This window comes from Kitasatospora sp. NPDC089797, assembly GCF_040684795.1.
Lineage (GTDB): Bacteria > Actinomycetota > Actinomycetes > Streptomycetales > Streptomycetaceae > Kitasatospora.
In genome coordinates, this window is the sequence record NZ_JBFBGS010000035.1 from 1 (window position 1) to 25,184 (window position 25,184).

General features: G+C 69.6%; 20 protein-coding genes. 15 read left to right on the forward strand and 5 right to left on the reverse strand.

The genetic code is table 11. The features are described from left to right. The 5 genes from AB0O91_RS26490 to AB0O91_RS26510 all read left to right on the forward strand — a co-directional run. Positions 1–291: glycoside hydrolase family 15 protein (locus AB0O91_RS26490; protein WP_363437716.1), on the forward strand; the 291-nt coding region annotated here is incomplete at its 5' end. Beyond that, complete coding sequence (locus AB0O91_RS26495) at positions 288–1,253, forward strand: SAM-dependent methyltransferase (RefSeq protein WP_363437719.1); 966 nt, start codon at positions 288–290, stop codon at positions 1,251–1,253. The genes AB0O91_RS26490 and AB0O91_RS26495, both read left to right, overlap by 4 nt. A gap of 128 nt (positions 1,254–1,381) precedes the next feature. Beyond that, on the forward strand, positions 1,382–2,353 hold the full coding sequence (locus AB0O91_RS26500) for a Scr1 family TA system antitoxin-like transcriptional regulator (RefSeq protein ID WP_363437722.1): 972 nt from the start codon (positions 1,382–1,384) through the stop codon (positions 2,351–2,353). Positions 2,354–2,565: 212 nt separating this feature from the next. Beyond that, entirely contained in the window at positions 2,566–3,852 is a 1,287-nt protein-coding gene (locus AB0O91_RS26505; protein ID WP_363437725.1) for a hypothetical protein, read from the forward strand. Next, positions 3,849–5,216, forward strand: a complete 1,368-nt coding sequence (locus AB0O91_RS26510; protein WP_363437728.1) for a hypothetical protein — start codon at positions 3,849–3,851, stop codon at positions 5,214–5,216. The genes AB0O91_RS26505 and AB0O91_RS26510 overlap by 4 nt, the downstream gene beginning before the upstream one ends. A 463-nt stretch (positions 5,217–5,679) precedes the next feature. Here the strand turns inward: AB0O91_RS26510 and AB0O91_RS26515 are convergent, their stop codons facing one another. Continuing rightward, entirely contained in the window at positions 5,680–5,949 is a 270-nt protein-coding gene (locus AB0O91_RS26515) for a helix-turn-helix transcriptional regulator (RefSeq protein ID WP_363437730.1), read from the reverse strand. Positions 5,950–6,567: 618 nt separating this feature from the next. On the opposite strand from AB0O91_RS26515, the gene AB0O91_RS26520 reads away from it, so the two are divergent. The 3 genes from AB0O91_RS26520 to AB0O91_RS26530 all read left to right on the forward strand — a co-directional run bounded on the left by AB0O91_RS26520 (position 6,568) and on the right by AB0O91_RS26530 (position 8,021). Next, positions 6,568–6,699, forward strand: coding sequence for a hypothetical protein (locus AB0O91_RS26520; protein WP_363437732.1), 132 nt, complete (start codon positions 6,568–6,570; stop codon positions 6,697–6,699). A 24-nt stretch (positions 6,700–6,723) separates the two neighbouring features. Then, the gene (locus AB0O91_RS26525; protein ID WP_363437735.1) at positions 6,724–7,053 is read left to right on the forward strand and encodes a hypothetical protein; all 330 of its coding nucleotides are present in this window, start codon (positions 6,724–6,726) and stop codon (positions 7,051–7,053) included. Positions 7,054–7,526: 473 nt separating this feature from the next. Beyond that, a complete protein-coding gene (locus tag AB0O91_RS26530; RefSeq protein ID WP_363437921.1) occupies positions 7,527–8,021 on the forward strand; it encodes a DUF6461 domain-containing protein in 495 nt (164 codons plus the stop codon). A gap of 61 nt (positions 8,022–8,082) precedes the next feature. Here the strand turns inward: AB0O91_RS26530 and AB0O91_RS26535 are convergent, their stop codons facing one another. Beyond that, the gene (locus AB0O91_RS26535) at positions 8,083–9,843 is read right to left on the reverse strand and encodes an RICIN domain-containing protein (RefSeq protein WP_363437738.1); all 1,761 of its coding nucleotides are present in this window, start codon (positions 9,841–9,843) and stop codon (positions 8,083–8,085) included. Between the two features lie 883 nt (positions 9,844–10,726). Here AB0O91_RS26535 and AB0O91_RS26540 point away from each other — a divergent pair. Further along, positions 10,727–11,107, forward strand: a complete 381-nt coding sequence (locus tag AB0O91_RS26540; RefSeq protein ID WP_363437741.1) for a transposase — start codon at positions 10,727–10,729, stop codon at positions 11,105–11,107. Between the two features lie 5 nt (positions 11,108–11,112). On the opposite strand, the gene AB0O91_RS26545 is transcribed toward AB0O91_RS26540, so the two are convergent. The 3 genes from AB0O91_RS26545 to AB0O91_RS26555 form a co-directional block, all read right to left on the reverse strand. Beyond that, positions 11,113–12,300 (reverse strand): hypothetical protein, encoded by a 1,188-nt coding sequence (locus AB0O91_RS26545; protein WP_363437743.1) that lies wholly within the window; start codon positions 12,298–12,300, stop codon positions 11,113–11,115. A 67-nt stretch (positions 12,301–12,367) separates the two neighbouring features. Further along, positions 12,368–14,245 carry a hypothetical protein gene (locus AB0O91_RS26550; protein ID WP_363437746.1) on the reverse strand — a complete coding sequence of 626 codons (1,878 nt, stop codon included), beginning with the start codon at positions 14,243–14,245 and terminating at the stop codon, positions 12,368–12,370. Between the two features lie 257 nt (positions 14,246–14,502). After that, entirely contained in the window at positions 14,503–16,326 is a 1,824-nt protein-coding gene (locus AB0O91_RS26555; RefSeq protein WP_363437748.1) for an IS481 family transposase, read from the reverse strand. A 732-nt stretch (positions 16,327–17,058) separates the two neighbouring features. Between AB0O91_RS26555 and fxlM (AB0O91_RS26560) the strand changes: the two genes are divergently transcribed. From fxlM (AB0O91_RS26560) to fxlM (AB0O91_RS26585), 6 genes are all read left to right on the forward strand, one after another. Continuing rightward, positions 17,059–18,264 (forward strand): methyltransferase, FxLD system, encoded by a 1,206-nt coding sequence (gene fxlM / locus AB0O91_RS26560; protein WP_363437751.1) that lies wholly within the window; start codon positions 17,059–17,061, stop codon positions 18,262–18,264. A gap of 62 nt (positions 18,265–18,326) precedes the next feature. Then, positions 18,327–18,509 carry an FxLD family lanthipeptide gene (locus AB0O91_RS26565; protein ID WP_363437754.1) on the forward strand — a complete coding sequence of 61 codons (183 nt, stop codon included), beginning with the start codon at positions 18,327–18,329 and terminating at the stop codon, positions 18,507–18,509. A 73-nt stretch (positions 18,510–18,582) separates the two neighbouring features. Further along, positions 18,583–21,471, forward strand: a complete 2,889-nt coding sequence (locus AB0O91_RS26570; RefSeq protein ID WP_363437757.1) for a lantibiotic dehydratase — start codon at positions 18,583–18,585, stop codon at positions 21,469–21,471. Next, positions 21,468–22,712 carry a lanthionine synthetase C family protein gene (locus AB0O91_RS26575; protein WP_363437759.1) on the forward strand — a complete coding sequence of 415 codons (1,245 nt, stop codon included), beginning with the start codon at positions 21,468–21,470 and terminating at the stop codon, positions 22,710–22,712. The genes AB0O91_RS26570 and AB0O91_RS26575 overlap by 4 nt, the downstream gene beginning before the upstream one ends. A 17-nt stretch (positions 22,713–22,729) precedes the next feature. Beyond that, positions 22,730–23,551: a thiopeptide-type bacteriocin biosynthesis protein gene (locus tag AB0O91_RS26580; RefSeq protein WP_363437762.1), complete on the forward strand. Its 822-nt coding sequence runs from the start codon at positions 22,730–22,732 to the stop codon at positions 23,549–23,551. Next, entirely contained in the window at positions 23,535–25,181 is a 1,647-nt protein-coding gene (gene fxlM / locus AB0O91_RS26585; protein WP_363437764.1) for a methyltransferase, FxLD system, read from the forward strand. The genes AB0O91_RS26580 and fxlM (AB0O91_RS26585) overlap by 17 nt, the downstream gene beginning before the upstream one ends. Positions 25,182–25,184: the final 3 nt, after the last annotated feature.

Consider the following 25,184-nt stretch of genomic DNA (forward strand, 5'->3'; position numbering starts at 1 on the left):
GGGGCCTTCCTGGCCTGCTCGTTCTGGCTGGCCGACGACCTCGCCATGATCGGCCGGGTGCAGGAGGCCCGCGAGCTGTTCGACCGGCTGCTGGCACTGCGCAACGACCTCGGGCTGCTCGCCGAGGAGTGGGACCCGCGGCTCAAGCGCCAGGTCGGCAACTTCCCGCAGGCCTTCAGCCACGTCCCGCTGATCGACACCGCCCTGCGGCTGACCGCCTACGGCGCCGCCCACCCGTCCGCCCAGCGCACCGACGCCGAACCCGCCACCGTGTCCGGGAGCCGCTCATGACCACCACCGCCGTGTCCACGGCGGCCCGGCCGCACGACCCCGGCCCGGGCCCCAGGTCCGGCCTGCAGCGGCATGACGCACAACGGGCTCGCACCACGGCGCTGCTGGCCCGCGTGTCCTACGCCGGGATCCGGGACCACCTCGGGGGCGGGCACGACGCCAACTCCGCCAGCCGCACCGCCGCTCTCAGACTGCTCGACCTCCTACCGAACGCGCACCGGCTGGCCCAGGACGCCCTCGACTTCGCCGCGCACGCGGCCACCGTCCTCGTACACGACCTCGGCATACGCCAGATCGTCCACCTGGACCACGGCGTCCCCGGCCACGGGCCGAGGCGCAACACCCACGAGATCGCGCGGGAAGCCGCCCCGCACTGCCGCACGGTGTACGCGGACGCCGACCCCGTGGTGCACGCCCGGGCCCGCTGCGTGCTGGCGGGCAGCGGCCGCGAGGCCGTCGCCGAGGTCGGCCTCGCGGCGGGTGCGGACCGTGTCCTGGAGCACCCGGCCGTCACCGCGCTCCTGGACCCGGACCAGCCCGTGGCGGTGCTGTGCACCACGCTCGAGACCGTCCCGGACCCGGTGGCCAACCGCCTCATGGCCGACCTCGCCCGACTGCTGCCATCCGGCGGGTACCTGGCCGTGTGCCAGCCCACCCTCGAGGACGCCCGCCAGGCCCGGCAGGTCGACGAGACGATGGCCGATCTGCTGGACGGCCAGTGGGGACGCCTGCGCACACCCGCCCAGTTCGCGGCCCTGCTGCGCGACGCCCCGCTGGAGGAACTGGGCGTCGTCACGGCACCCGGGTACCTCAGGAGCGCCTACCGGCCCGCCGCCGGGCGCCGCGGGGCCGTGCTCGGCGCGATCGCCCGCATCGCACCGGCCGCCGCGCCCTCCCCCGCGCACCGGGACGCACCGGCCGCGCTCCCGCACGCTTCCCTCCCTTGTCCCGGAGCATCATGACCACTCGCCTGCCGTGCCTGACCGTCGATCTGGCCGACCAGATCCTCGGGGAGCAGCTGCGTCACCTGCGGGAGTGCCAGCGGCTGCCGCTGTCCGCCGTCAGCGGCCGGCTCCCGCCCCGGCGCGCTGTGACCATCGGCGCTCTCGAGGCCGCCGAGTCCGGGGACAGTACCCTGCTGCGCGACGCCGTGCTGGCGGGCCACGGTGCCGCCCTGGCGGCCGCGTACGGTGCCGGGCGGACGGCGGCCGACGACTGGTACCAGTGCGTTGTCGACCACCGGCGGCGCGGCAACCCGGGCTCGGACTTCGATGACGCCGCTGTCGGGGCCGGATTCCGCTGCCTGCTCGTCGAACTGGCCGCGGCCGGCGCGCCCGCGCTGTTCACGGCCGGCGGGCCGCTGCTGCCGGTGCCCCTTCAGTCGCCCGCTGTCGCGGCCGCGGTGTCGAGGACGGCGCCCGGCACCCGGGTCCGGGGAGTCCGTGTGCGCCCGGTCGGGGCTCTGCCGGGCGGCGGGTGTGTCCCGTGCCAGCTGTACCGCGGCGATCTGCTGGGCGACCGTGCGGCCGTCAACGCGTGGCTGCACGAGGTCGACCGGGCCCGGGCGCGCGCCTTCGCGGCGCGCGTCACGGCGGCGAACGCGCCGAGCACGGTCCTGCTCCTGGACGAGTCCGTGCTCCACTGGCCGACCGGCGGACAGGATCTGCACGCCGGGCAGATGCGGTATCTGGCCCGCCTTGCCGAGACCGCATCGTTCGACGTGCGCGTCGTCCCGTTGTCCAGTGGTCCGCGGATCCTGGCGATCGATCACGCCCAGTACATGGTCGGCGCGGATGTCCTGACCGTCGGTCTGTGGCGCACGCGGGCCGTCTACGAGGCGGGCGCGGACCCGCGGTTGGCCGACCTGCACGCGCGGTCCCTCAGTCCGGGAGTCAGTCTCGACCGGCTCCGTCAGGCAGCGGGCGGACGCCTGGCCAGCCCGTGGCAGCCGTCCGCTGCGGGCACGGGCCGCCCTCCGGCACGCCCTGCGGCCGCCGCCCGGGCCCGCGCGATCCCGCCCCCAGGCACTCGGCCGCATCCGACTTCCTCCCCCGGGCCGTGACCGCGACGCCGGCCGTGCAGGCCGTCGCCCCGGACGGGCGGCCGACCCGGTCAGCCGCAGCTCTGACCCAGGGCTGCCGCCCGCCGACGACCCCTGATACACGCCCCCATCCCGATGACCTGGTGACGGAGCAAGCGGGGGCGCACCCGCCGTACGCACCGTCAGCCAGGTACCGCCGCCCAAGCGCCCGAGCCCTGAGCCGGAGAACCAGCGTGACCACCACCAGCGAGGCCCTGCACGCCTACCGCACCGCCGGCGCCGAAGCCCAGCGCTTCCACCGCGTCCTGGGCCTGCTGCCCGCCGTCGGCAACACCATCGACCTCCCCATGGCCTGCGCCGCCGCCGGCCTCGCCCCGGCCAGCGCCGGCGAGCTCCTCGCACACCTCGCCCGACACGACCTGATCATCACCGGCCCGGAGGGTCATCGCTTCGCCAGCTCTGCTGTGCGCCGCCACGCCACCCGCGCCGCCGAGCAGACCGACACCCCGGCCACCCGCACCCGCATCCAACACAGGGCCCTGGACTGGCTGCTCACCGCGGCCACGACCGCCGCCGCACTGATCAACCCCCACCGACCGCCCATCGATCCTCCCGTCACCCACCCGCCGCAGCACCCCCTCGCCCTCACCTCACCGCACCAGGCACGCGCCTTCCTCCGGCACCGCAACCACCACCTGCCCGCCGTCCTCCACCTCGCCCAGTCATCGCACCCGGCCGCCGTGCCGCACCTCCTGCACGCGTTCTGGGACCCCGACCTGATCGAGCGGGACCTGCGGACCTGGGCCGACGACCACCACCAGGGCCTGCACATCCTCGCCAACCCCTCCACCGCCGGGGATCGCCTGCTGCGCCGCAGACTCCTCAGCGCCCGTGCCACGGCCCTCAGCTCCCTGCTCCGCTTCCCGGCGGCGCTCGACGACTGCCACGAGGCCCTGTCGATGGCGCGCAGCGGGCAGGACGCGGAGGGTGTCGCCGAGCATCTGCGCGATCTCGGCGCGGTCTACCACCAGGCCTGCGCGCATGACCTCGGCCGCACCTACCTGTCCGAGTCGTTGCGGGCCTGGAGCGCACTGGGCCGGCGTCGTGAGGCGGCCGGCTGCGGGCTGCTGCTGGCCGTGGTCGACCTCGACCTCGGCGCTTCTGGGGCTGATGTGCTCCACCGGCTGCGGGTCGCCGAGAGGGACCTGCTGGCCGAGGCGGACCCGCTCGGCGCGGCGCGTGCCCGCGCGTGGCAGGGCAGAGTCCTCGCCCTGGACGGCCTCTACAACGACGCGACGATGGCCTACAGGTCCGCGGTGGAAGTCTTCACAGCCCACGGGGCGGTGCTGTGGCAGGGCCGGGTCCTGTCCTGGACGGCGCGGGTCCTTCAGGAGCGCGGCCAGGCCGGGCAGGCCGCCGCACTCTACCGGCGTTCCGCACACCTCTACCACGGGAGGAGCCCGCAGGATCACGCCCTCGTCCAAGCCGCTCTGGCACGCCTGTCGCAGGTCGCCGCATGACTGACGAGCTGACACCCAACACCCGGCTCGGCGCCCTCATCATCGAGGCACAGGTGTCCCACAAGGAGCTGGCCCGAAGGGTCAATGCGCGAGCCGCGCTCACCGGACGCCGGACCACCTACGGCCATTCGCACGTTCAACGCTGGCTCAAAGGGGCGCGCCCCCGCACTGAGGCCGTCGCGCAGAGGATCGTGGAGGTCCTCGGTGAAATCCTTGGTCGCGTTGTCACTCTTGAGGATGCCGGGTTCCCCAAGTCCAAGACGCCTCCCGCCGATGTCGGCTTGGCTTTCCCCCAGGACCGTCAGGCCGCCCTCGAGGGGGCCGTGAGCTTCTGGAGTGTCGTGCACCGTCGTCAGTTTCTGCACCTGCCGGGCGCCGCGACATTCAGCGTGCCCACGATGCGATGGCTGGCGCGACCGGCCGACCTCCCGCAGGCCCACGTCGGAAGCGTGCGGGTGGAGCAGCGCGACGTCGACCAGTTGTGGGCCGTCGCGGCCGAGGCCCAGGTCTGGGACTCGCGGCACGGTGGAGGGGACTGGCGCTCCAGCCGGGTGCTGGCCTGCCTGCAGAGCGCGACACCCCTGCTGCGAGGTACCTATCCCGCCGACACAGGGCAGGCCCTGCATTCCGCGATGGCCGAGTTGCTGCGGGTGGTGGGGTGGGCGGCGATGGACGCGGGCCACCGCGGCGCCGCCGACCGGCTGCTGATCCAGTCCCTCCGAATGGCCCGGTCCGCCGCTGATGTTGAGCTGGGCAGCTACGTCCTGGCCACCATGGCGTTGTCCGCCCTCCTGGGCGAACGTACCGCAGAGGCGGTGGAAATGGCATCGGCGGCGTACGACCGCGGTCGAGGTCATGCGGCGCCGAGGGTGCTCGCCTTCTGCAAGTTGGCCGAGGCCCGCGCCTGTGCCCGGCTAGGCGATGCCTCCGGTGCCGGTTCGGCCCTCACACGGTGCGAGAGCCTGATCTCCGGCATCCGCCCCGGCACGTACGACCCGGCCTGGATCTCCTACATGTCCGAGGAGCGGGTCGCGACGGACGCCGTCGAGCTCTTCAGCGACCTCGGTCTGACCCGGGTGGCCCGGGACTGGGCGGGCCCGGCCAGCGCAATGGAGCTGGGCCGCTTCACCCGGGCAGTCGGCATCCAGACCGCCGTGCTGGCGGGCACTCACGCGATCGACCGGGACCTCGAGGCGGCGGTGGCCGGCGGGCACCGGGCGGTGGACATCCTCAGCGGGGTGCGATCACCCCGAGCGCACAGCTACCTACACGCCCTGGTGGCGAGGCTCGACCCGTGGCAGCGCGACGTCCGGGTGCGCGACCTCGCGCACCGGGTGAGGACCGAGCTCCCACCGGTTGCCTGAGCGGCTCGGCCGAGCCTGCCACCGGCACTCGCGGCACATGGTGCCCGTCGTCCTTACAGTCCTGACTGCTGTCCTTCCGCCGGTCAGGGCCAAGGACTTCGGGTGCTGGCAGCCAGCGCCGCCCGTGCAGCGGCTCGTTCTCGCGTGCTGTTGCCAGGCAGCACCCCGACTCACTCAGGGCTCCCCGCCAGCAACGGCCGCGGCGTACTCCCGGAGGGGGTAGTGGAACGTGCCGGGCGGCCCGCCGTGAGGAGAGCGACTGCCGAGAGCCCTCTCAGGTCGTGGCTTACTAGGAGCCCGGCCGATGGCGGCCTGCGTCCTCTGCGTGATCGAGACCCGGTCACGCCCGGCCACCAAGTCCCTCATCTCCACGCTGCTCCACTCTGGCTCCGCCACCCACCGAGTTGCGCGGCCTGGCCGCGCGCAGCGGAGTGTTCTGACCGCGGCAAGGGTTCGGCGCGAGCTACGGGCCGGTCCGAGTGCTGAGGCCCCTGAATAGCTCGCCGACGTCTACCTGTAGGGCATCGGCCAGGGAGAAGACCTTCTCCAGGGAGATGTTGTTCTTCCCGGCCTCGACGTTCGCGTAGAAGGACCGGTCGATCCCCGCCTCCGCGGCGAGGCTGGTCTGCGTTCGGCCAGCCGTCGTACGCAGCTCCCGGAGCCGGTGTCCGAACGCCTGCAGGCGCGCCGCGACGTCTGGGTCGGCTGCGGCTGCAGCGGAGGCGTTCGGCATGGCCCCAGCGTATCCGAGCTCCGACCTTGTTGCATATATACCACACTCCGTGTGCAGAATATATCCAGCAAAGTGAGCGGGCTGCCGGCCCTGGCCAGCCCTGGAAGAAGAGGACCGCGAATGGACATGAGCAGGCTCACCGGCGCAGCAGTGCAGGCCCTGCAGGAGCGCGACGACACCGGCACAGCCGCCACCTCCGTCGATCCCGGCGACCGCACACCTCGCCCTCACGGTTGGAGGCCTCCGTCGAGGCGACGGTCTGTGACCTGTGGCGTCAGCATCCTCGCTGGGGCGCACGCCGTATCGCTCATGAGTTGATGCAGCGGTAGACCGAACCGGCACCGTCGCGGTCGACAGTGCACCGGGTGTTGGTGCGCAACAGCCTCGTGCGCGCCCAGAGCCAGGACCACAAGCGGAAGTACCGGCGCTGGCAGCGTGCGGCACCGATGCACCTGTGGCAGATGGACCTGGTCGGCGGCGTCATGCTCGCCGATGGACGCGAGTGCAAGACGGTCACCGGCATTGACGACCACCCCCGCTTCATCGTGATCGCCCAGGTGGTGGCGGTGCCGAGCGGCCGGGCGGTAGGAAGCCGTCCAGGAGGCCATCGACGAATGGGTGGCCGCCTACAACTTCCAGCGGCCCCACCAGTCCCTGGACATGAAGACGTCGTCCCGCCTGTTCCGGCCCAACGGCCCCACCCGGATCGACCCTGCCCCGATCCGTTCGCAGCCGCCGGCGGACGAGTAGGAGACCGAGTCGTTCGAGATCCGCGTGATCGAAACGCCGCCCACAACACCGGCGGGCACGGGGGCGGTCGAGTTCGAGGCACGCATCCCACCCAGCGGACACCTCAACATCGTTCCCGGCGTCCAGAAGATCTCGCTTCACCACGCCTTGTCGGGCCGCCTCCTCATGGTGTGGGCCGACCAACACAGCGTCCACCTCGTGCTGGACGGACACCTGCTCAAGACCGTGCAGTCCCGCCTGACCGAGGAGAACCTGCGCTGGCTGAGCATGCGCGGAGCGCGTCCGGCCGGCCCTCCACCCGGCAACGCCCCCGCCCAGCGCCCTGGCCCGACCTGGATCATCGCTGGACCCTGACCGACCGTTCGGCACTGTCGAAGGCCCCTCGCACGCGAAGGCGGGGGCCCTCGACATGTCCGGTCTGCCGAGGCGCTCTGCCTGGACGGCACCTCCCACCAGGGCAGCGGCGATCCGATTCGATGTGCTACCTCGACGTCGGCAGCGGCCCCCTCGCCTACTACGTGGTCCCACACGGCACCCGTCGTGATCTCGCCTGCTCATGCCGCCCGTGTAATCTGGCTGGCCCGTTGGACCAAGGACCCAGTGACATCCAGCTTTTCCTCTATTCGACTGCTTTTACGCACCTTGGAGCAGGTGGCTGTGAGAGGCTAGACGCGAGACCACGTTAAGGACATGGCCTTTTAGCCGAAGTCTCGGAAATCTTGGGGAGGAATCAGTTGAGTAATAGTTATGAGCTAGAATGGCTGCCTCACTCGTACGACCTCGGATTCTGTATTTCCTTTGCGCGAGGACTGGATGCGCCATCGCTGATGGAGCGGATTGGCGTGGACCCCTGGACTGTTGCTCCGCGCACCCGGGATGAGGCGGAACAGGAGGAGCTAGCAGATCGCTCGTTGGGCCCCGTCGTGCGATTCGGTGGAGTCGGCGGATGGTCGTTTGCTCTTGAGAGTTGGGGAGCGCGCGGCACTTCGCCGCTACTTGCAATGAAGATTTCTGAGGGGACAGAGGTGCTGGCATTCTCCAGCACAGCTGATTCCACGTCAGTGCTAATCTATGCGGTAGACGGGGATATCGTATGCCAGTTCGACGGTGATTTGCCGCACCTCCGTCGAGGTACCGATCCAGACCTCTTTCGCCCAGAAATGATCGATGCCGGTTTGATCTCCGCGCAAGACGGAATGGCAGCCGAGAATGCGGGTATTTATGGCATCATTTCGATGGTCGAGAGACGGTTTGAGATAGGCCTCCGGCCGGAGGATACCGAAGTCGGGAGCCTGCTCTCGGGCAGACTTCGACTTCAATAGACGAGTATGCAGGAGAAAATATGTGCGCCCGGGGTCGCTGACCCCGGGCGCACATTGCCGATCAGCTCCAGAGGTGATCCGGGTTCGATCCGCACGGCCATTGAATCGCGACGGCCCCTCGCCTCTTATCCGCGTTCTTGATAGCGAGACACTGCTGTGAGTTCTTGTTCTTTATCTGCCAGCCCTTGTCAGGAAGTGGCGTCACTGTCCACAGCTGTTCAGCGGCGCCATTGATGCACGGCCATTGGATTACTTCTTTGCCGGCCTCGGTACTTCCATTGGGAATCGCGAGGCACATTCCGGTTTTCGTCGTCGATATTCGATTGTCGCGACTCAGGGGAGCATGAGAGAACGTCCACTTCTGATCTGCGTTGCCGTTGCAGTCCCACTGAATCGCCCATGCCCCGCGATTCGTATCCCCGCCACTTATGCCCAGGCAAAGGAAAGAATTCATATTGTGAAGCTCCGAGGGATCCGTGTAGTTCCCGCTCCCCGGAGTGGGGCCGGTAATTATCGATTTCTTGAGTTCCTCAAGAGTCCCAGTGTTGAGATAGTAGGCGTCTCCCTTCATGAGACGGACCTCTTGGGTGAATCGACCCAAGTCGCCTCCCACTCCACTGTTCTGCGTGAGTGGTATATTGGCCCTGAGGCACTTCTTTGGTGCGCCGCTGTAGTCGTATCGGCCGTCGCCCGCTAGGGCCCATCCCGCCGGACCCTCGGGCCATGAGAATGCGTAGTACTGAGAGCATTGCGATCCAGATGCCGCGGTCCGACCGTCTCCGCTTTCCTTGGTCACCGCAAACGGAAATTCCTCACATGAGGTGTCGGGGGTATCCGGATGAGCCATGAATGTCCCGTCGCACATTCTCCGACGGTTATCAGTCGAATTATCGGCATCCCGATGCAGCGGCTGCTTTCTGGATTCCGACCCATATCCCCACCTGCTCTGGGCCCACAGGTAGGCGAGGCGAGCCGCCGGATACAGGACAGGGTCCACCGTGAAAGTTGGCCTGTAATTATAGAAGACGCAGCCCTGGTTTACCCGGGACGGCCCCGACCCGATGATGTTGTCGCAGCGGACATCCGTATTAGCATCGGTTCCCGATTCTTCACTTGGTGAAGTATTAGGAATCGTGGACCGAGAGATCCACTTCAAGGCAATCTTATCCGACGACGAAGGATTCGAATTGCCGGTCCACGAATGCTGAATGAGAGCCTGTACCGAGTGCCCGTCCCCAACCGTCCAGTGCGGGGTGCCGTGGTGCCAAATGACCTTGCTATTCTTACATGCCGCCTTGCACTCGACCTCCCACTCGTAAGTGATCTCTTTGAGGGAAGCGTCCAGCTGCATCGGCGTCATCGAAAGCTCCTCCAAAAATGAGCTCTCATTCGGATAAGCCTTGATCTCAAGCTGGACTGCGAACTGCGCCTTCCCGACGAAAGCGCCCTTGTCGAATACCTCCACCACGTACGGCGGCGGCTGGACGCACACCTCGTATCGCGTATAGACAGTGTTTAGGTGATTTGGACACCATGGAATGATGTAGGAAAGCGGGTTGCCCGCCGCCGGACCTTGCTGCTCTTTTGGTGCGGATTTCTTGGCATTAACAGCAGATCTGTCATATCCAGAGCATGACATCCGGCTGGCTGACCGCTCGGATTCAACCTGCGTAGCTTTGCATTTTTCTGCCAGATCGGGCGCGTCGCTGTCCCGGGTCGACTGCTCTTCGAGAGTTTCCTTCGGCTCTTGGTCCACGAAGTTGATCCCGCCGGCCTGCCCGTTCGGAGAAGTTGGAGCTGACTGCCCCGGCTTCTGGGACACGGGCTCATTTGACAGTGCCGGCTGAACAGGCAGTAGGAGTGCCAGAAAGGCTACTCCTGCGACTATTTTTGCTCTAACCATCAAGTTCCTTTCTCGGAACAGATACTCGTGACGTGCGCTGCGATTTACCTCGAACATTTCTGTTCATCCCACCCGAAATCAGTGCGCTAGCCCCGCCCGGTCACTGCACGCCTGACGCAGGTGTTGGCCGGCTTCCTCTGCGGCCGTCCCTCAGCGTCCTGCAGTGCCTGGCGTGCTCCGCGTTCGACGTACGGCTGCTGGTTCGACAGCTCGCGACGTTGCCCCTCTGGGGCGGGTCGGCTCGCAGAGCGAACTGCCAGGTCTCACCGCCCGGAGACGTGGTTACGGCCGGAAGTGCCGCCCTGGAATTCGAAGGTTGCGGCGCCGGGTTCGCAGTGATCGAACCGGTTGACAGGAAGCACTTGCGATCATGTCCATGTCGCATCGCAAGTGAAGACGTTCTCCACCGACTCGTTCTCCACCCCCTGGAAACCGTGCGTGCGCAGGGCTGCCTGGCAGACGCCCCTTCGCCCGGCCTTCAACCTAGACGGAGAAGTCGATCACCGGAACGGATCAGGACGTGCCTAGATGAGTGCCTCCTACACCTGGTGGGGCGACGTCCCCGTCCATCTCCTCACGACGGCCCAGCTCGCCCCACCGTCCCGGTCGTGCCCGTCCCGCCGGCAAACGGGCACTTCGGGCTGCTGCGTGTGGCAGGGTCGCCTTCCGCCCGGTTCGGCCGACAGCAGAGGCCGCCCGGTGTGTCCGCCGCGCCGAGTGGGCCGGCCAGGTCCCGGGCGCCACCGGCAGAGTCGACGGTGGACGGGGGCCGTGCCGCCAGCACTACTTGACCTGATAGCCGGTGGACTTTCGCGACTTCCTCGACGAGATCGACCGCCAGACCGAGCCCGGTCTGGCGGTCCACGTGATCTGCGACAACCTCTTCGCCCACAAGGCGCCCGTGGTGCACCGCTGGCTGCTGGCACACCCGCGCTTCCAACTGCACTTCACCCCGACCTACTCGTCGTGGATCAACCAGGTCGGGCGGTGGTTCGCCGAACTGGAACAGCGCTGCCTCGAACGAGGAGTCCACTGCTCGCTGGACGCTCTCAAAGCCGACCTCGAAGGCTGGATCAAGATCTGGAACGAGAACGCCAAACCGTTCAAGTGGACCAAGACCGCCGACCAGATCATCGACCGAATCTGCCGCTACTGCTCACGCATCTCCGAACCAGCTCACTAGCTAGGCTAGGAGGGATCGATGAGGAGGTCTGCAGTGACGCGCTCCCAGGACGGCCGGTCTTCGTCGATACGGTGGACCACTGTCAGCATCCGTCCGTCCAGATGGGTGTCCAGCGATTGTGCGTGCCGCCTGGCGTGGCCGCGCCGTGTTGCCCGATCAGGCAGACGGTCGGCAAGGACCCCAAGGAAAACCTCGTGGGTGGCAGGGCCAAGGCGGTCGGCTGAAACCCATCGTCCACGCATCAGGACACCGCCAATCTCGCCCACCACGTCGCCCGTCATCTCGAACCGGAGGTTCAGCGCCGCATCCATTCGCTCTTCCGGGCTGAGCACCTTCTTTCCGTGCAAGACGTTGTCGGAGTGAACTGGGAGAATCTGGGCTCGGGACCGAGGCTCGTCCCCGTCCAGGTCCTCTACCCAGTGTTCCTCGGCTGGAGCTTCCGCCCGCTCGGGTGTTCTGCGGCGCTCTGCCCGGATCTCCCAGACTGCATGGCCCGGCTCGTCGATCCACGTCAAGTCCAAGGCACTGTCGACGCTGTCATTGGCGGGCAGAAAGATGTCGACTCCCACTCCAGTGGGACCGATCCACACCCAGCTCATGAAGTATGCGTGGCCCGCATGCGCGGTCGACCACGCGGCGAGCTGGAGCAGCCGGCCTCGCTGAGCGGCTGTCGCCGTCCCGGGGAACAGCTGCTTGGCTAGGCGTCTGCGCCCCCGGGCCTCGCCCGCGAGCGGTCCCCCTGCCACATGGAAGAGCAGGTCTGGGCGAACTCCTCCGCCGCCGTACTGCTTCACCAACTGACCAGGTAGGACATCGAAGCTGTGCAAGCCGTCAGCCGGTGACCAAGCGAACAGGCACTCGCTGGCGGCGGTCATCACTCCAAGACCGGTGGCTTCCGCGACGAACCTGCTGATGTGCCCCGAGCTGGCCAGCAGCGTCTGATGCTTCGCGGTGAGGAGCGTGCCGGGTGCACCTGCGGTGATGTAGCTGAGCAGGAGGGCAACCTCGTGATCCCGTACGCGCGGATCGACGATTTTTCGCAGGTCACAGGCTAGGGCGTTGATGTGGGTCAGTCGTGAGAGGGCCACCGGTAGATGTCCTTGGCCGACCTCGACGGCGACGATGTCCGAGATGCCGTCCGGATCGGGTTGGACGCTGAACTTCCACAGGCGGGCCCGCACGCTGGTCGTCACCTGCCGAGCCTACAAGGCTTCAAAGATGGCTGGCGGGCCCGGATGCTTCCGGGCCCGCGGCTCCGAGTCAGGCACGAGCCTCTAGTGACGGGGCCGACCGCCCGACTGCGTGCATCGCGAGCAGGTGGGCGAGGTGCGCACTCGTGGCCAGGAGGTCCTCGCGCGCGCGAAGACTGACGTTGTCCAGGACGGTGCGCTCCTCGAAGATCAGTTCGCTGGTAAGACGGGTAAGGACGGGCGTGCCGAAGTCGGCAAGTCGAGCGTCGGCGGCATCCCGGAACTCCACCGGGGGCTGGGAGTGCTTGCTACCCGGAACGAGAATCAGGCCGGCTACCGGGATGTCACTTGCCAGCATTCGGAGATTCCGCTCCCGCCATACGGTCGCCGACTCAGCCGGAGTCAGATCGACGTGGCGATCCAAGCTCGTGCTCTGTTGCCCACCGGCACTCGCGACGGCGATCGTGGTCATGTAGCCCGGGTCTTCCACCGCCACCACGAATCGATCGGTGATGCCGTCCAGCATCGTGGGGCCCATGTACCTGCAACTGTTCGAGATGCTGTCCGCCAGAATGATCCAGTCGAAGTCGGACCGGGCCCGCGGGATGAGCTTCTCCAATGCTTCCCAGCTGTGGCTTCCCACGTGGACGTGAAGCTCTCCCGGGCTGCGGGTGAGGCGAAGTCGCTGCCAGGGCGCATCCTCTGTCGGGGCCTTCGGACGAGGGCGTTCGGGCCACGCTGGAGGGGGATACGCCGCTGGCTGCGCGGATGCCTCGCTGACGTCGTGAACGATGAGGACTCGCGAACCGTGCTGGGCCCAGCCGGCGCCCAAGTGCAAGGCGATCTTCCAACATGACGTCTTGCTCAGGGAGTAGCCCACCGACTCAAGCTGCACGACAAGTCCGGGGCCCTGGTCGTATCCATCCGAGGACGGAGGCACGCTACTGCGCGCGGGTTGGAGCGGCAAGACCCTGTTCTCCACAAGGGATTCCGCGAGAACGGTGAACGGCCTGGGGCGGCGTGCTGGAGGGTGGTCTGAGACGGCCCGAGCAGTTCGTACGGTCAGCACTCCGTTCCAGCCGTGGCCGGCCTCCCGTGGGACGAATCGCATACGACACTCCTCGGGCCCGCAGGCATGGGTAGCCCGATCCCAGATGAGGTCGGGCCCTGCAATCGCGTCGCCCAGAAGGCAGGCAATGCGGTCATCGTGGACCGCCGTTCCCGGGGTGACGACGCGGTCGAGCAACCAGTCGACGCCGTGCTCAACTTCCGAGCTGGAGACCTTAAGGTCCAGGTGGCCCTCCAGGCGCGTCCAGATCCCGGGACGGCGCAGCAGTGCGCTGGCCAGGAACTGCGAGGTCTTGACCGGAGGTGTGATGGGGCTGGGCTTCTGCCGGCGAAGCGGTCGAGCGAGCCTGCGCCCGTGCTGGAGCTTCGGTTTCGGCAGCGGCGAACTGGTGCTCCACAACACCCGATGCCCGAGCGCTGTGGTGGCAGCCGCGCGCTCAGCCAGGAGTTCAGTCAGGTCGGCACCCTCGGTCCACAACCGCAACTCCCCACTGGCCTGCCTGTGGTCGAAGGCCACGTGCACAGAGGTACGGACGGGTTGGGCCAGGAGGCCAGCGATTCCGTGGACCGTCTTGTCGTTGGCCCGGGTCGGGAGCAGATCGAGTACCGGCCGGAATGCCTCGGGCCCGGCGAGATGGACGTCCAGCCGATTCGGCTGCGGGCTTACGTCGATGACGCCGAACGGAGCCGGGCCGAGATCAACGTCGGCTGTGCTGCGGGCCACCGCGGAGAGAAAGAGCGCTTCGAGGAGCGCCTGTGTTCCATCGGCCTGCGGAATGAGCCGAGCGAAGTCGTCGAACTGGCCGATGCGGAGTCGGACTACTTCGAGCGGCTCCTGGGTGAAGTCGGCACGTGCGGCTGCTACTTGCTGGTGCATCATGATCGCTTCCACTCTGGAGAAGTGAGGTGCCCCGACCCGGCGCGAACTGACGCAAATACGTGGTGAGTTTGTCCTTGGCGATGGCATGCGGACGTACACGCGAAGAAGGTTCTCCGTCGGTGCCGACAGGTCGGATAAGGCACCCGGATCTGGCCCCTCGCACGGGCCAGGCTGGTTCCAGAGAGTAGAGCATCGCAGCCAGTGCTTCCGCATCCGCTGGACCTATTCACTCGATCGGGGGATGTCGGTGTGAGGTCTCAGGACTTCCTTGACGGTTTGTCGTCAGGAGATCCTTGACGGTTCTTCTGGGTGCCCATGCCTTTGACGTAGAGCCTGGTGATCGGTCCGAGGTTCTTGCGCGGCCGGACGGCGAGTTCGTCCTCGCCGTGCAGGATCCGGTAGTGGGTGTCCTCGATGACGACAGTGACGATCCTTCCCGCATGCCGCGGACCGACCTTGATGAACTGGCCGTTGATCATGAAGCGGCCGCTCGCATGCGCCTTGCGCTGGGCCCGGATCGCTCCGGCCGGCCGGGGTGGAGGCGGAAGACGGGACGTCACCGTCCGTGCCCCGTCGATCTGCCCCAGCCGGTCGGCTGGAACCGGGCAGGACCACGTCCCCATGAGGGCGTCGTCGGCGATGGCGTGCATGTCGAGGCGGAGAGTGATCGTGCGGCCGGCGAGGGCGAATCCGACCTGGTAGCGACCGCCGGCCAGGCAGACGACCCCGTCACGATGGACCTTGCGGTCGACCTCGACCGGTTCGCCAGCGGCGAGGATGGCCGTGCCGCTGCGAGCCCTGGGCAAGGTGGCGGGTGCGGGTTCGGGGCCGGCCGGGCGGGCGCCGTAGCGCATGGTCAGGTAGGCGAGATCTTCCGGCCGCAGCCGCGACGGGACCGTGGTCACGAGGTGCCCGTCGAGGAGGAAATGGACGCTGCGGTGGTTCGCCCAGACCGTCAGCGTCCTGCCGGCCAGAGCCTGGTGGATGCCCACCCGCTGCTTGCCCGTCACCAGGGTGATCTCGCCGCTGGGCGGCACCCGCACTTTGAACTCGACCGCGGTGCCCTGCGGCGGAAGGACGGGCGGTTCGACGACCTCGATGGACAACTCCGTTTCCGGGAGTGTCTGTTCAGGATGCTCATCATCACCGCGGAGCCGGACGGCAGCGTGGGGCCGGAAGAGGCTGATGGGGGTGGCCATGTTCAGGGCCTGGTGCGGGCGCTGGTGGTTGTAGGCGTGTACCCAGCCGTCGACCCCTTCCTGAGCCGCGGCCAGCGACTCGAACGGCACGACGTGATCGAGGAACTCCTCGCGCAAGGTACGGTGAAAGCGTTCGATCTTTCCCGTGGTGGTGGGTGACCGAGGCTTGGTCAGTCGCTGGGTGATGCCGTTCTCCCGGCAGATGCGCTCGAAGAGCACCTCCACCGGTTGTGGCCGTTGGTGCCGGCCGGTGAACTGCTTGCCGTTGTCCGTCAGCACCTCGAAGGGCACGCCGTATCGGCGCATCGCGGCGGTGAAGGCCGAGCACACGGCGCGGGCGCTGGGCACGGCCACGACGGAAGCGATCACGACGAACCGGGAGTGGTCATCGATGCCGGTGACCATCTTGCACTCCCGTCCGTCGGCCAGCGGAACACCGCCGACCAGGTCCATCTGCCACAGGTGCATGGGCGCCTCGCGCTGCCACCGGCGGAACTTGCGCGGATGCTGCTGTTCCTGGACGCGGACCAGGCCGTTGCGGGACAGCACCCGGTGGACCGTGGCTCGCGACGGCGCCGACTCCAGCCCGCGGCCGACGAGCTCGTGGGCGATCCGGCGGGCACCCCACCGCGGATGGCGGCGGCGCAGCTCGCAGATCTCGGCCTCCACCTCAGCCGACAGGCGCGTGGGGCTGTTCCGCGGACGCCGGGAGCGGTCCAGCAGACCGGGCATGCCCTCCTGCTCGAACCTCCGCCGCCAGGTGTGCAGGGTCTGACGCGAGGTGCCGTACCGGGCGGCGACCTCCCCAATCGGAGACCCGCCGAGCACCTCGCGCACGGCCTGGTAGCGGTACTCGGCCAACTGCTTTACATCCACGACCACCGACCGAAGCACCTCCGCCCCACCGAGGGACGGGAGACAGCGGACGTTCAACCGAACGTGCCACCCATGTCCTGAGCACAAACGGTCACGCATCTCCTGCGACCTCACACCGAGACAACGCTGCTGATCGGCCGACCGGGGTGCGCCGGTCCACCGGAATTGCCGCCCCTCGCACGAAGTGTGCGGGGTCACCGGAACAGTCTCCCCCGCTCGGGACACGGCGGCTTTCGTGGAACTGCAGAGAGCACGTCGCCGCTGTGTCCCGCCTGACGACCCAGTGGAATGACCTCGTCCGGATATGCGCGAAAGCTCCCCCCAAAGCGCCCTGTTCAGAGCAGTCGATTCGGTGTGTCCTAGTGCTCCCCCCGGGGGCCTGATCGACCTTGATGACTACAACGAGGGCGGCGACTGGCCGCTCCACCTGGAGATCGTCCGCAGCGCCCCCTCCCCAAGAGGAAAGACTTCGAACACCCGGCCTACTCAAAGCCCTATCCGCGCCGGCTGCCGAGAGCTTGCAGCACCCGACCCTGGACCTCCAGAGCCCACGCGCGCCACCAACCTGCGAACCGGGGACAGCAACGATCTTCAGAGCTGCTTTTGAGTCGAACTTCGAAGGCGATCCTGCTGGCGGCGCGTATCCGCCCGTGCGGCGGGCAGTCCTGGCTAGCGTCCAGGGCAGAGCACCGAGTTGGGCGCCGCATGCGCCAATCCCATGACAGAAAAGGTAATCGGATGACTGCCATTGACGACTCGCCGGCCCGCGACCCGGATGCGCTGCGTGCGGACATGGTCCGTGCGCTGCGTGCCCAGGACGGGGTCAGGAGCGAGCCGGTCGCCGCCGCCTTCGCCGCGGTGCCCCGCCACCTGTTCGCGCCGGATGCGCCGGTGGAGATCGCCTATGACCTGCACCGCACCGTGCCGGTGAAGAAGGACGAGAACGGCCTGGAGCTCAGCGTCATGTCCGCGGCCCACTTGCAGGCCGTGATGCTGGAGCAGGCCGGCGTGGAACCCGGCATGAAGGCGCTGGAGATCGGCTCCGGCGGAGTCAACGCCGCCTACCTGCAGGAACTCGTCGGCAAGCAGGGCGAGGTCACCACCGTCGACATCGACCGCGACGTGATCGACCAGGCCCGGCGGTGCCTGGACGAGGCCGGGTACCGGCAGGTGCGCACGGTCCTGGCCGACGGTGAGGGCGGTGTGCCGGACGGCGCACCCTATGACCTGATCATCGTGACGGCCGCCGCATGGGACATCCCCCCGTCCTGGATCGGCGGGCTGACGCCGACCGGGCGCCTCGTCGTCCCGCTGACGGTGTGCGGCACGACCCGCTCGATCGCCTTCGAGCGCGACGGCACCGGCCTGGTCAGCCGCTCCTACAACCTGGCCCGGTTCGTGCCCATGCAGGGTGAAGGGGCCGCAGAGGAACTCAGGGTGATGCTGCGTGAGGGCGTCGCAGTGCAGAGCGACGACATCCGGGTGCCGCTCGACGCCCAGGCGCTGAACCGCGCGCTGGATGCGCCCCGCCTGGAGCGCTGGTCCGGCGAGGCGTACGATCTGCCCGACGAGTTGGAGCTCTACCTCACCCTCAACCTGTCGAGCCCGGCCCGCCTGCAGGCCGCGGGCGATGTGGTCGAGCGCGGCCTCGTGGAGGCGTCCGCGCTGTTCGGGGTGCCCGCCCTGGTCAGTGAGGACAGCTTCGCCTACCGCACCCGCCGCGAGAACGCGGACACCGGTGGCTTCGAGAGCGGCGTGATCGCCCACGGGCCCGGCGCCGAAGTGCTCGCCGACGAGTACGTCACGCTGCTTCGCCGCTGGGCCCGCGACCACCGCCGCCGCGGCGCCGCGACGTTCCGCTACCTGCCCGGCCCCGCGCCCACCCCCCTGCCCGGCAACGCCGTCCTGCGACGCCACGGCATCGTCACGGCGACCTGGCACTGAGACTCCCGGGGCCCGATCCGGGGCCCGGGTGCACCACCCACCGATCTGCCAAGGAGGCATGTATGACCGTGCAGTTGGAGGGCCCCGTCGCGCCCTCGCAGCAGGCCGACGAGCAGCACGACCTGAGCGGCTTCGACCTCGACATCACCATCGTCGAGGGCGGCACCGCCGCGGACCAGCTCATTCGGCTGACGAACGACGGCTGCAACTCGACGTGCGCGACCGCGTGCGTCAGCTGCCCGTAGCGGCCAGTCCATCAGGGTGCCCGGCCGCGCGGGGAGCGCGGCCGGGCACCGCACGGCGACAGGAGGGGGGCTCATGTACCGCCACATCGATGCGGCATTGGTCAGGGCGGCCGTCTGGCACCCGGACCAGCAGGTGTCCTGGCCGGACCTCGTCGGCGTCGGCGCGAGCACGCGTGCGTGGAGCTCCTGGTTGCAACAGGTCTGGCAGATAGGGGACTTCGCCGCCGCCGTCACGGCCGCCAGCGCGGACCTCGCGCACCGGGTGGAACAGATCCGATCCGGCAGGCCCGTCCCGGCCGCCGACATACGGCGCACGGTGCTCGCCGTCGTGCGCTACCTGCTGCGGGCCCGCACCCGCGCCACCCCGTTCGGTCTCTTCGCCGGCATCGCGCCCGCGCGCATCGCCGCCGCGGCCGCACTGCGGGTGGGTACCGGGCACCACGCCACTGCCCGAGCCGACGCGGCATCCAGCACAGCCCTGATCGACCACTTCGAGCAGCACCCCGCACTGCGCCCCCACCTGATGCTGGCCATCAGCGCCCTCGCCGTGGAACGCGACGGACACGTGGTCATCGAGCACCGCCCCAGCCGCACCGTCGGGCAGGGACCGCAGCACGTGCACGTACGCATCTCCGCGCCGGTGTGCGAAGCGCTAAACGGTGCGCGGACCCCCATCCTGTGGGGCGACCTCGCCGCGAAGTTGTCCGCCGCCTTCCCGAAAGCGCCGACCGCCTCGGTCGACATGCTCCTGACGGGCCTGGTCAAGCAGGGGGTCCTGCTCACCAGCCTCCGCTCCGCCATGATCGTCGCCGACCCGCTGGCCGCCCTCCACCACCACCTGCCGCATCTCGACCCGGCCGAGGCCGCGGGGATACGCCAGGCGCCCCGAGGCTCCCTGGACCTGCGGGTGGACTGGGACCTGGCCATCCCCGAGACGGTGGCCGCCGAGGCGGCAGCGGCCGCGCGGGCGCTCACCCGCCTCGCTCCCCGGGCGGCACTGACCGGCTGGACCCAATGGCACGGCCGCTTCCTGGAACGCTACGGACCCCGGGCGGCTGTCCCCGTTCTGGACGCCATCGACGCGCTCGGCTACCTGCCCGGCTACCTCGGTGCCACCACCGCACCGGCGCCCGCCCCGCTGCCCGAACGCGACGCCCGTCTCATCAAACTCGCCCAGACCGCCGGCACGCGGCACCGGCTCGAAGTCGAACTCGACGACGCCGCGCTGGAGGACCTGGCCACCACCGATCCGGGCCACCGAGTGCAGCCGAGCACCGAGCTGACGGTCCGCATCCACGCCGACGGCCTCGCGGCCCTCCAGCAGGGCGAGTTCACCCTGCACGTCGTCGGGGTGGCGCGCTCGGCCGGCTCCACGACCGGCCGTTTCCTGGGCATCCTGCCGTGCACGGACCGCCGCCGCATGACGGCGACGTACGCCGGCCTGCCCGGCGTGCACGAAGACGCGCTCCTCGCCCAGCTCAGCTCCACCCCGCTGTCCGCCCGCGCCCAGAACGTCGCCCGCGCACCGCAGGCGGCCGACCTGGTGATCCCGCTCGGCGACTTCCACGGCCCGGACACCGCCCTGCTCCCGGTGACGGACCTGGCCGTCACCGCCGACGCCGGACAACTGCACCTGGTCTCCATCTCCCGCAACCGGCCCGTACACACCCTGCTGCTGAACGCCGTCGACCTGGGCCACCACTCCCACCCGCTGGCCCGCTTCCTGGCCGAAGCCCCCGTCGCACTGGCCGTCCCCTGCACCGGATTCCTGTGGGGCACCGCCGCCTCCAACCTGCCGTTCCTGCCCGCCCTGCGCTACCGGCGCACGATCCTGTCCCCAGCCCGCTGGCTCCTCACCCAGGGCGACCTACCTGCCGCCGACACGCCATGGGCCATGTGGGACCAGGCCCTGACCCGATGGCGCCGCGCCGTGCACCTGCCCGAGCACGTGTACTTGAGCGAAGCCGATCAACGCCTCGCCCTCGACCTCGCCCAGCCCGCGCACCGGGCCCTGCTGCGGGCCCATCTGGACCGCGACGCCGTGGTCGCGCTCAACGCCGCACCTCAGCCGAACGACCTGGGTTGGACCGGCGGGCGCGCCCACGAAGTCGTCATCCCCCTGGCCGCCGACCAGAACGCCGCCCCGGTCAAGACGACGGGCCACGTCACGGGCCAGGAGCACGGCCACCTGCCCGGCTGCGACGACCGCATCCAGCTCCACCTGCACGGGCGGCGCGAGCGACAGGACCAGATCCTGACCCGCCACCTGCCGGCCCTGCTGGACGAACTGGGTTCACCACCATGGTGGTTCATCCGCTACCGCGAACCCGACGACCACCTGCGCCTGCGGCTGGCGTGCGAGCCCGGGACCCTCGGCGCGGTCTTCGAGCGCATCGGGGAGTGGACCCGCCGTCTGCGGCGACACGGCGTGATCACCCACACCAGCGTGGAGACCTACCACCCGGAGACCGCGCGGTTCGGCGGCCCGAGCGCGACCGAGGCGGCCGAGCGGTACTTCGCGGCCGACTCCGCTGTCACCCTCGCCCAACTCGCCGTCGCGGGCTCGGTGGATGCGGGAGCGATCACCGCCGCGAGTATGACGGACATCGCCGCCGGCCTGCTCGGCGACACCGCCAGTGCGATGCGCTGGCTCATCGACCACACCCGCACCAGCCCCACCGCCCCGGACCGCACCGTCTACCGCCAGGCCGTCGACCTGGTGACCACCGGCCCCATGGCCCTGAGCGAGCAGGTCGCCGCCTCCTGGGCCGAGCGGTGCGAAGCGCTGACCGCCTACCGCCGCACGCTCCAGAACGCCGGCATCAGCCCCGAGGACCTGCTGCCGGACCTGCTGCACCTCCACCACGTGCGGATGCACGGCCCGGACCTGGACGAGGAACGCACGCACCTGCACCTGGCCCGAGCCGCCGCCCTGAGCCGGACCGCACGGAGGAAGCAATGACCACGACAGCCCCCGAGGCCGCCGCGCTGGCCGCCGCCGACCGGCTCGCCCAGGCGCTCGCCGACCCGGTCGCCGTGTGGCCGCTCGGGCGGCCCGAAGGCGGCCGGTCCTGGCCGCAGTCACTCGCCGGAGGCGCCTCGGGCATCGCCCTGCTGCACATCGAGCGCGCCCGCACCGGCCACGGCGACTGGGACACCGCCCACACCTGGCTGCTGGCCGCCCTGCACGGCGACATCAGCGCCGCCGCCAACGCCAACCTGTACTTCGGCGCCCCGGCCCTCGCCTTCATCACCTCCACCGCGGCCGCCACACAGAGCAGCTACCGGCGCGTCCTGGACCGCCTCGACACGGCGACCACCACCGTCACCCGCACCCGACTGGCCGCTGCCCGCCTGCGCATCGACCGCGCCGAACGGCCCCCCATGGAGGAGTTCGACCTGATCCAGGGGCTGTCGGGGTTGGGCGCCTACCACCTGAGCCGGCACCCCCACCACGAGATCACCCGGGACGTGCTCGCCTACCTCATCCGCCTGACCGAGCCCCTGCCCGACGCGGCCGGGCTGCCGCCCTGGTGGATGGATGTCGCACCGACCGGCGCACCCCACGCCGACTACCCCGGCGGCCACGGCAACTTCGGCACCGCCCACGGCATCGGCGCCACCCTGTCCGTGCTGTCCCGGGCCCTGCTCCACGACACGGCCGTGCCCGGCACGGCCGAGGCCATCGAACGGATCTGCGCCTGGACCGACCACTGGCGCCAGGACGGTCAGAGCGGCCCCTGGTGGCCGGGCCAGCTCACCGTCGAACAGAGCGCCGACCACCGCCTCCACCCGGACCTGCGACCCCGGCCGTCCTGGTGCTACGGGGCCAGCGGCACCGCTCGCGCCCAGCAGTTGGCCGGCCTCGCCCTCGGTGAGCCGCAGCGTGTGTGCGATGCCGAGGCCGCGATCCTCGCCGCCCTGCGCGACCCGGAGCAACTGGCCGAACTCCCTGAGACCGGGCTGTGCCACGGCATGGCGGGCCTCCTGCATGCCGCATGGCGCATGGCCACCGAAACCGGCAACCGCGCTATCGCCGCCGAATTGCCGCACCTGGCCGACCGCTTGGTCACCGCACTCGACCAGAGCGGACACGACCCGGAACTCCTCGACGGCGCCGCCGGGACGGCCCTTGCCCTGCACACCTTCGGCATGGGCCACACACCCGAACCGCACTGGGACACCTTCCTCGCCCTGGCATGAACCCCGGAGGCCCCCTCATGCGCCCAACCCCCTGGCGCCAAGCCAACGTTGCGTTCCTCGACTGGGACCGCGCCGAGACCACCGCCCTGACCCACCTCGCCCCGCTCCTGCACGCCGCCGAGGACGAAGGGGCCCTCGCCGCCTGGTTCGTCATCCGCAAACGCCCCTGCTGGCGCGTGCGCTACCAGCCCGGCCCCGGCGGGCACGACCGCATCACCCGCGGGCTCGACGAATTGACCTCCGCCGGCCACATCGAAGGCTGGACGCCGAGCGTCTACGAACCCGAGGTCCACGCCTTCGGCGGCACCGAAGCCATGGACAGCGCCCACCGGCTCTTCCACCGCGACAGCCGCGGCTTCCTGACGGCCGAACCCCGCACGCACCGCGGCGAGACCTCCCTGATCCTGTGCAACCTCCTGATGCACTCCGCCGGCCTGGACTGGTACGAGCGCGGCGACGTCTGGGCCCGCGTCGCAGCCCACCGAGCCCAACCCGAAACCGCCGCCAGGGACGGGCACGACCGACTGCACACCGCCGTCCACCATCTGCTCTCGGCCGACCCGCACTACGTGCTACGGCCAGGCGGTCCGCTCGCCCACGCCACCCAGCGGGCCCGCGCCCACAGCGACACCGGAGCCGAACTGGCTGGACTCCACGCCGCCGGCAGGCTCCACCGCGGCCTGCGCGACGTCCTGGCCCACCACGTGATCTTCGCCTGGAACCGGTGCGGCCTGCCCTACGCCACCCAGACCTCGTTCGCCGCCGCCGCCAAGACCGTCGTCTTCGGCCCCGACCCCACCACCGAGAGGAGCCCCGCCGGTCATGTGGAAACCCCCTGATTCCGCGGCCCGGCTCTTCCCGCTCGTGGCCAGGCCCCGCCCCGCCCGCCTGCCTTTGCCCCAGCGGGTGCGGGCGCTGATCGAACTCGCCCCCGCGCAGGACGACCCGAGCACGGCCTCAACCGTCCACAACCAGGCCGCCCTGATCGCCTCCGACATCGGCAAGCCCACCACCGCCCGCGCGATGTGCCGCCGCCACGCGGTCGCCTACCTGCACTCCGCTCCCGGCTCAGGCCGCGGTCCGCGCCCTCGCCCCGGTCAACCTCGCCCGCCCGGCAACCACCAATCCGCCACCGCCGCACGGGCGGTGGCCGCAGTCTTCCACTCCGGCGAGAGCCCCGAGCCCTCGCAATCAACCATCCGCACCACCACTAGGGTCGCCCACGTGACTACTCTCAGCGACAGCACCGGCACCCCGACCGCCGACCAGCTGCGCGATGCCCTCACCGAGCGCCTGCTCACCGGCAAGCACATCACCAGCAGCCCGGTCGAGCGCGCCGTCCGCAGCATCGGCCGCGAGCACTTCCTGCCCAGCTTCACCCTCGAAGCCGCCTACGCGGACAACTTCACCTACACCAAGACCGACGGCTCCGGCACCCGGATCAGCGCCGCCTCCCAGCCCGCGATCGTCGCCATGATGCTGGAGCAGCTCGCTGCCCAGCCCGGTGAGCGGATCTTCGAGGCCGGCGCCGGCACCGGCGTCAACGCCGCCTACATGGGCCACATCGTTGGCCCCGGCGGGCACGTGGTCACCGTCGACGTGGACGACGACCTCGTCGACGGCGCCCGCAAACACCTCGCCGACGCCGGAATCGACAACGTCACCGTGGTCCTCGGCGACGGCGTCCTCGGCCACCCCGAAGGGGCTCCGTACGACCGGGTCATCGCCACCGTGAGCACCAGCGAGATGCCCACCGCCTGGCTCCAGCAGGTCAAGCCGAGCGGCCGGATCGTCGTCCCGCTGCGTCTGCGCGGCACCGCCGGCAGGGTCATCGCCTTCGAACGCCGCGGCGACGCCTGGGTGTCCATCGACGACCAGCTCGCGGTCTTCATGCCGCTGCGCGGAAGCATGGACGACGAACGCCGCACCGTGGCCCTCACCAGCCAGGGCGACGTCACCCTCCAGGTCCACAAGGACCAGAGCGACGCGGTCGACGCCGACCTGCTGCTCGGCATCCTGGACACCGAGCGCCACGAGGTCTGGACCGGCGTCACCATCCCGGCCGGCACCACCTACGAGTACCACGACCTCTGGCTGGCCCTCACCCTGCCCCACCCGATCGTGCGGATGAGCGTGACCGGCGACGCCCGCGACCGCGGCGTCACCCCCATGCTCCCCTGGGGTGCCATGGCCACCGTCCAGGACGGCTCCCTCGCCTACCTCACCCTGCGCGCCGCCGAGCCCGGCAGCGACGGCCGCAAGGCCTACGAGACCGGCGTCGTCGGCCACGGCCCCGGCGGCGCCGCCCTCGCCGACCTCGTCGCCGAACAGCTCCGCACCTGGAACGCGGGCTTCCGCGACCGGGCCCTGCGCTTCGAGCTCCCGGACGCGCCCGCCGTCGCCGATCCGGCCGCCGGCCGCTTCGTCCTGGACCGCCCCGACCACCCCATCACCGTCATCTGGGAGTAGCCG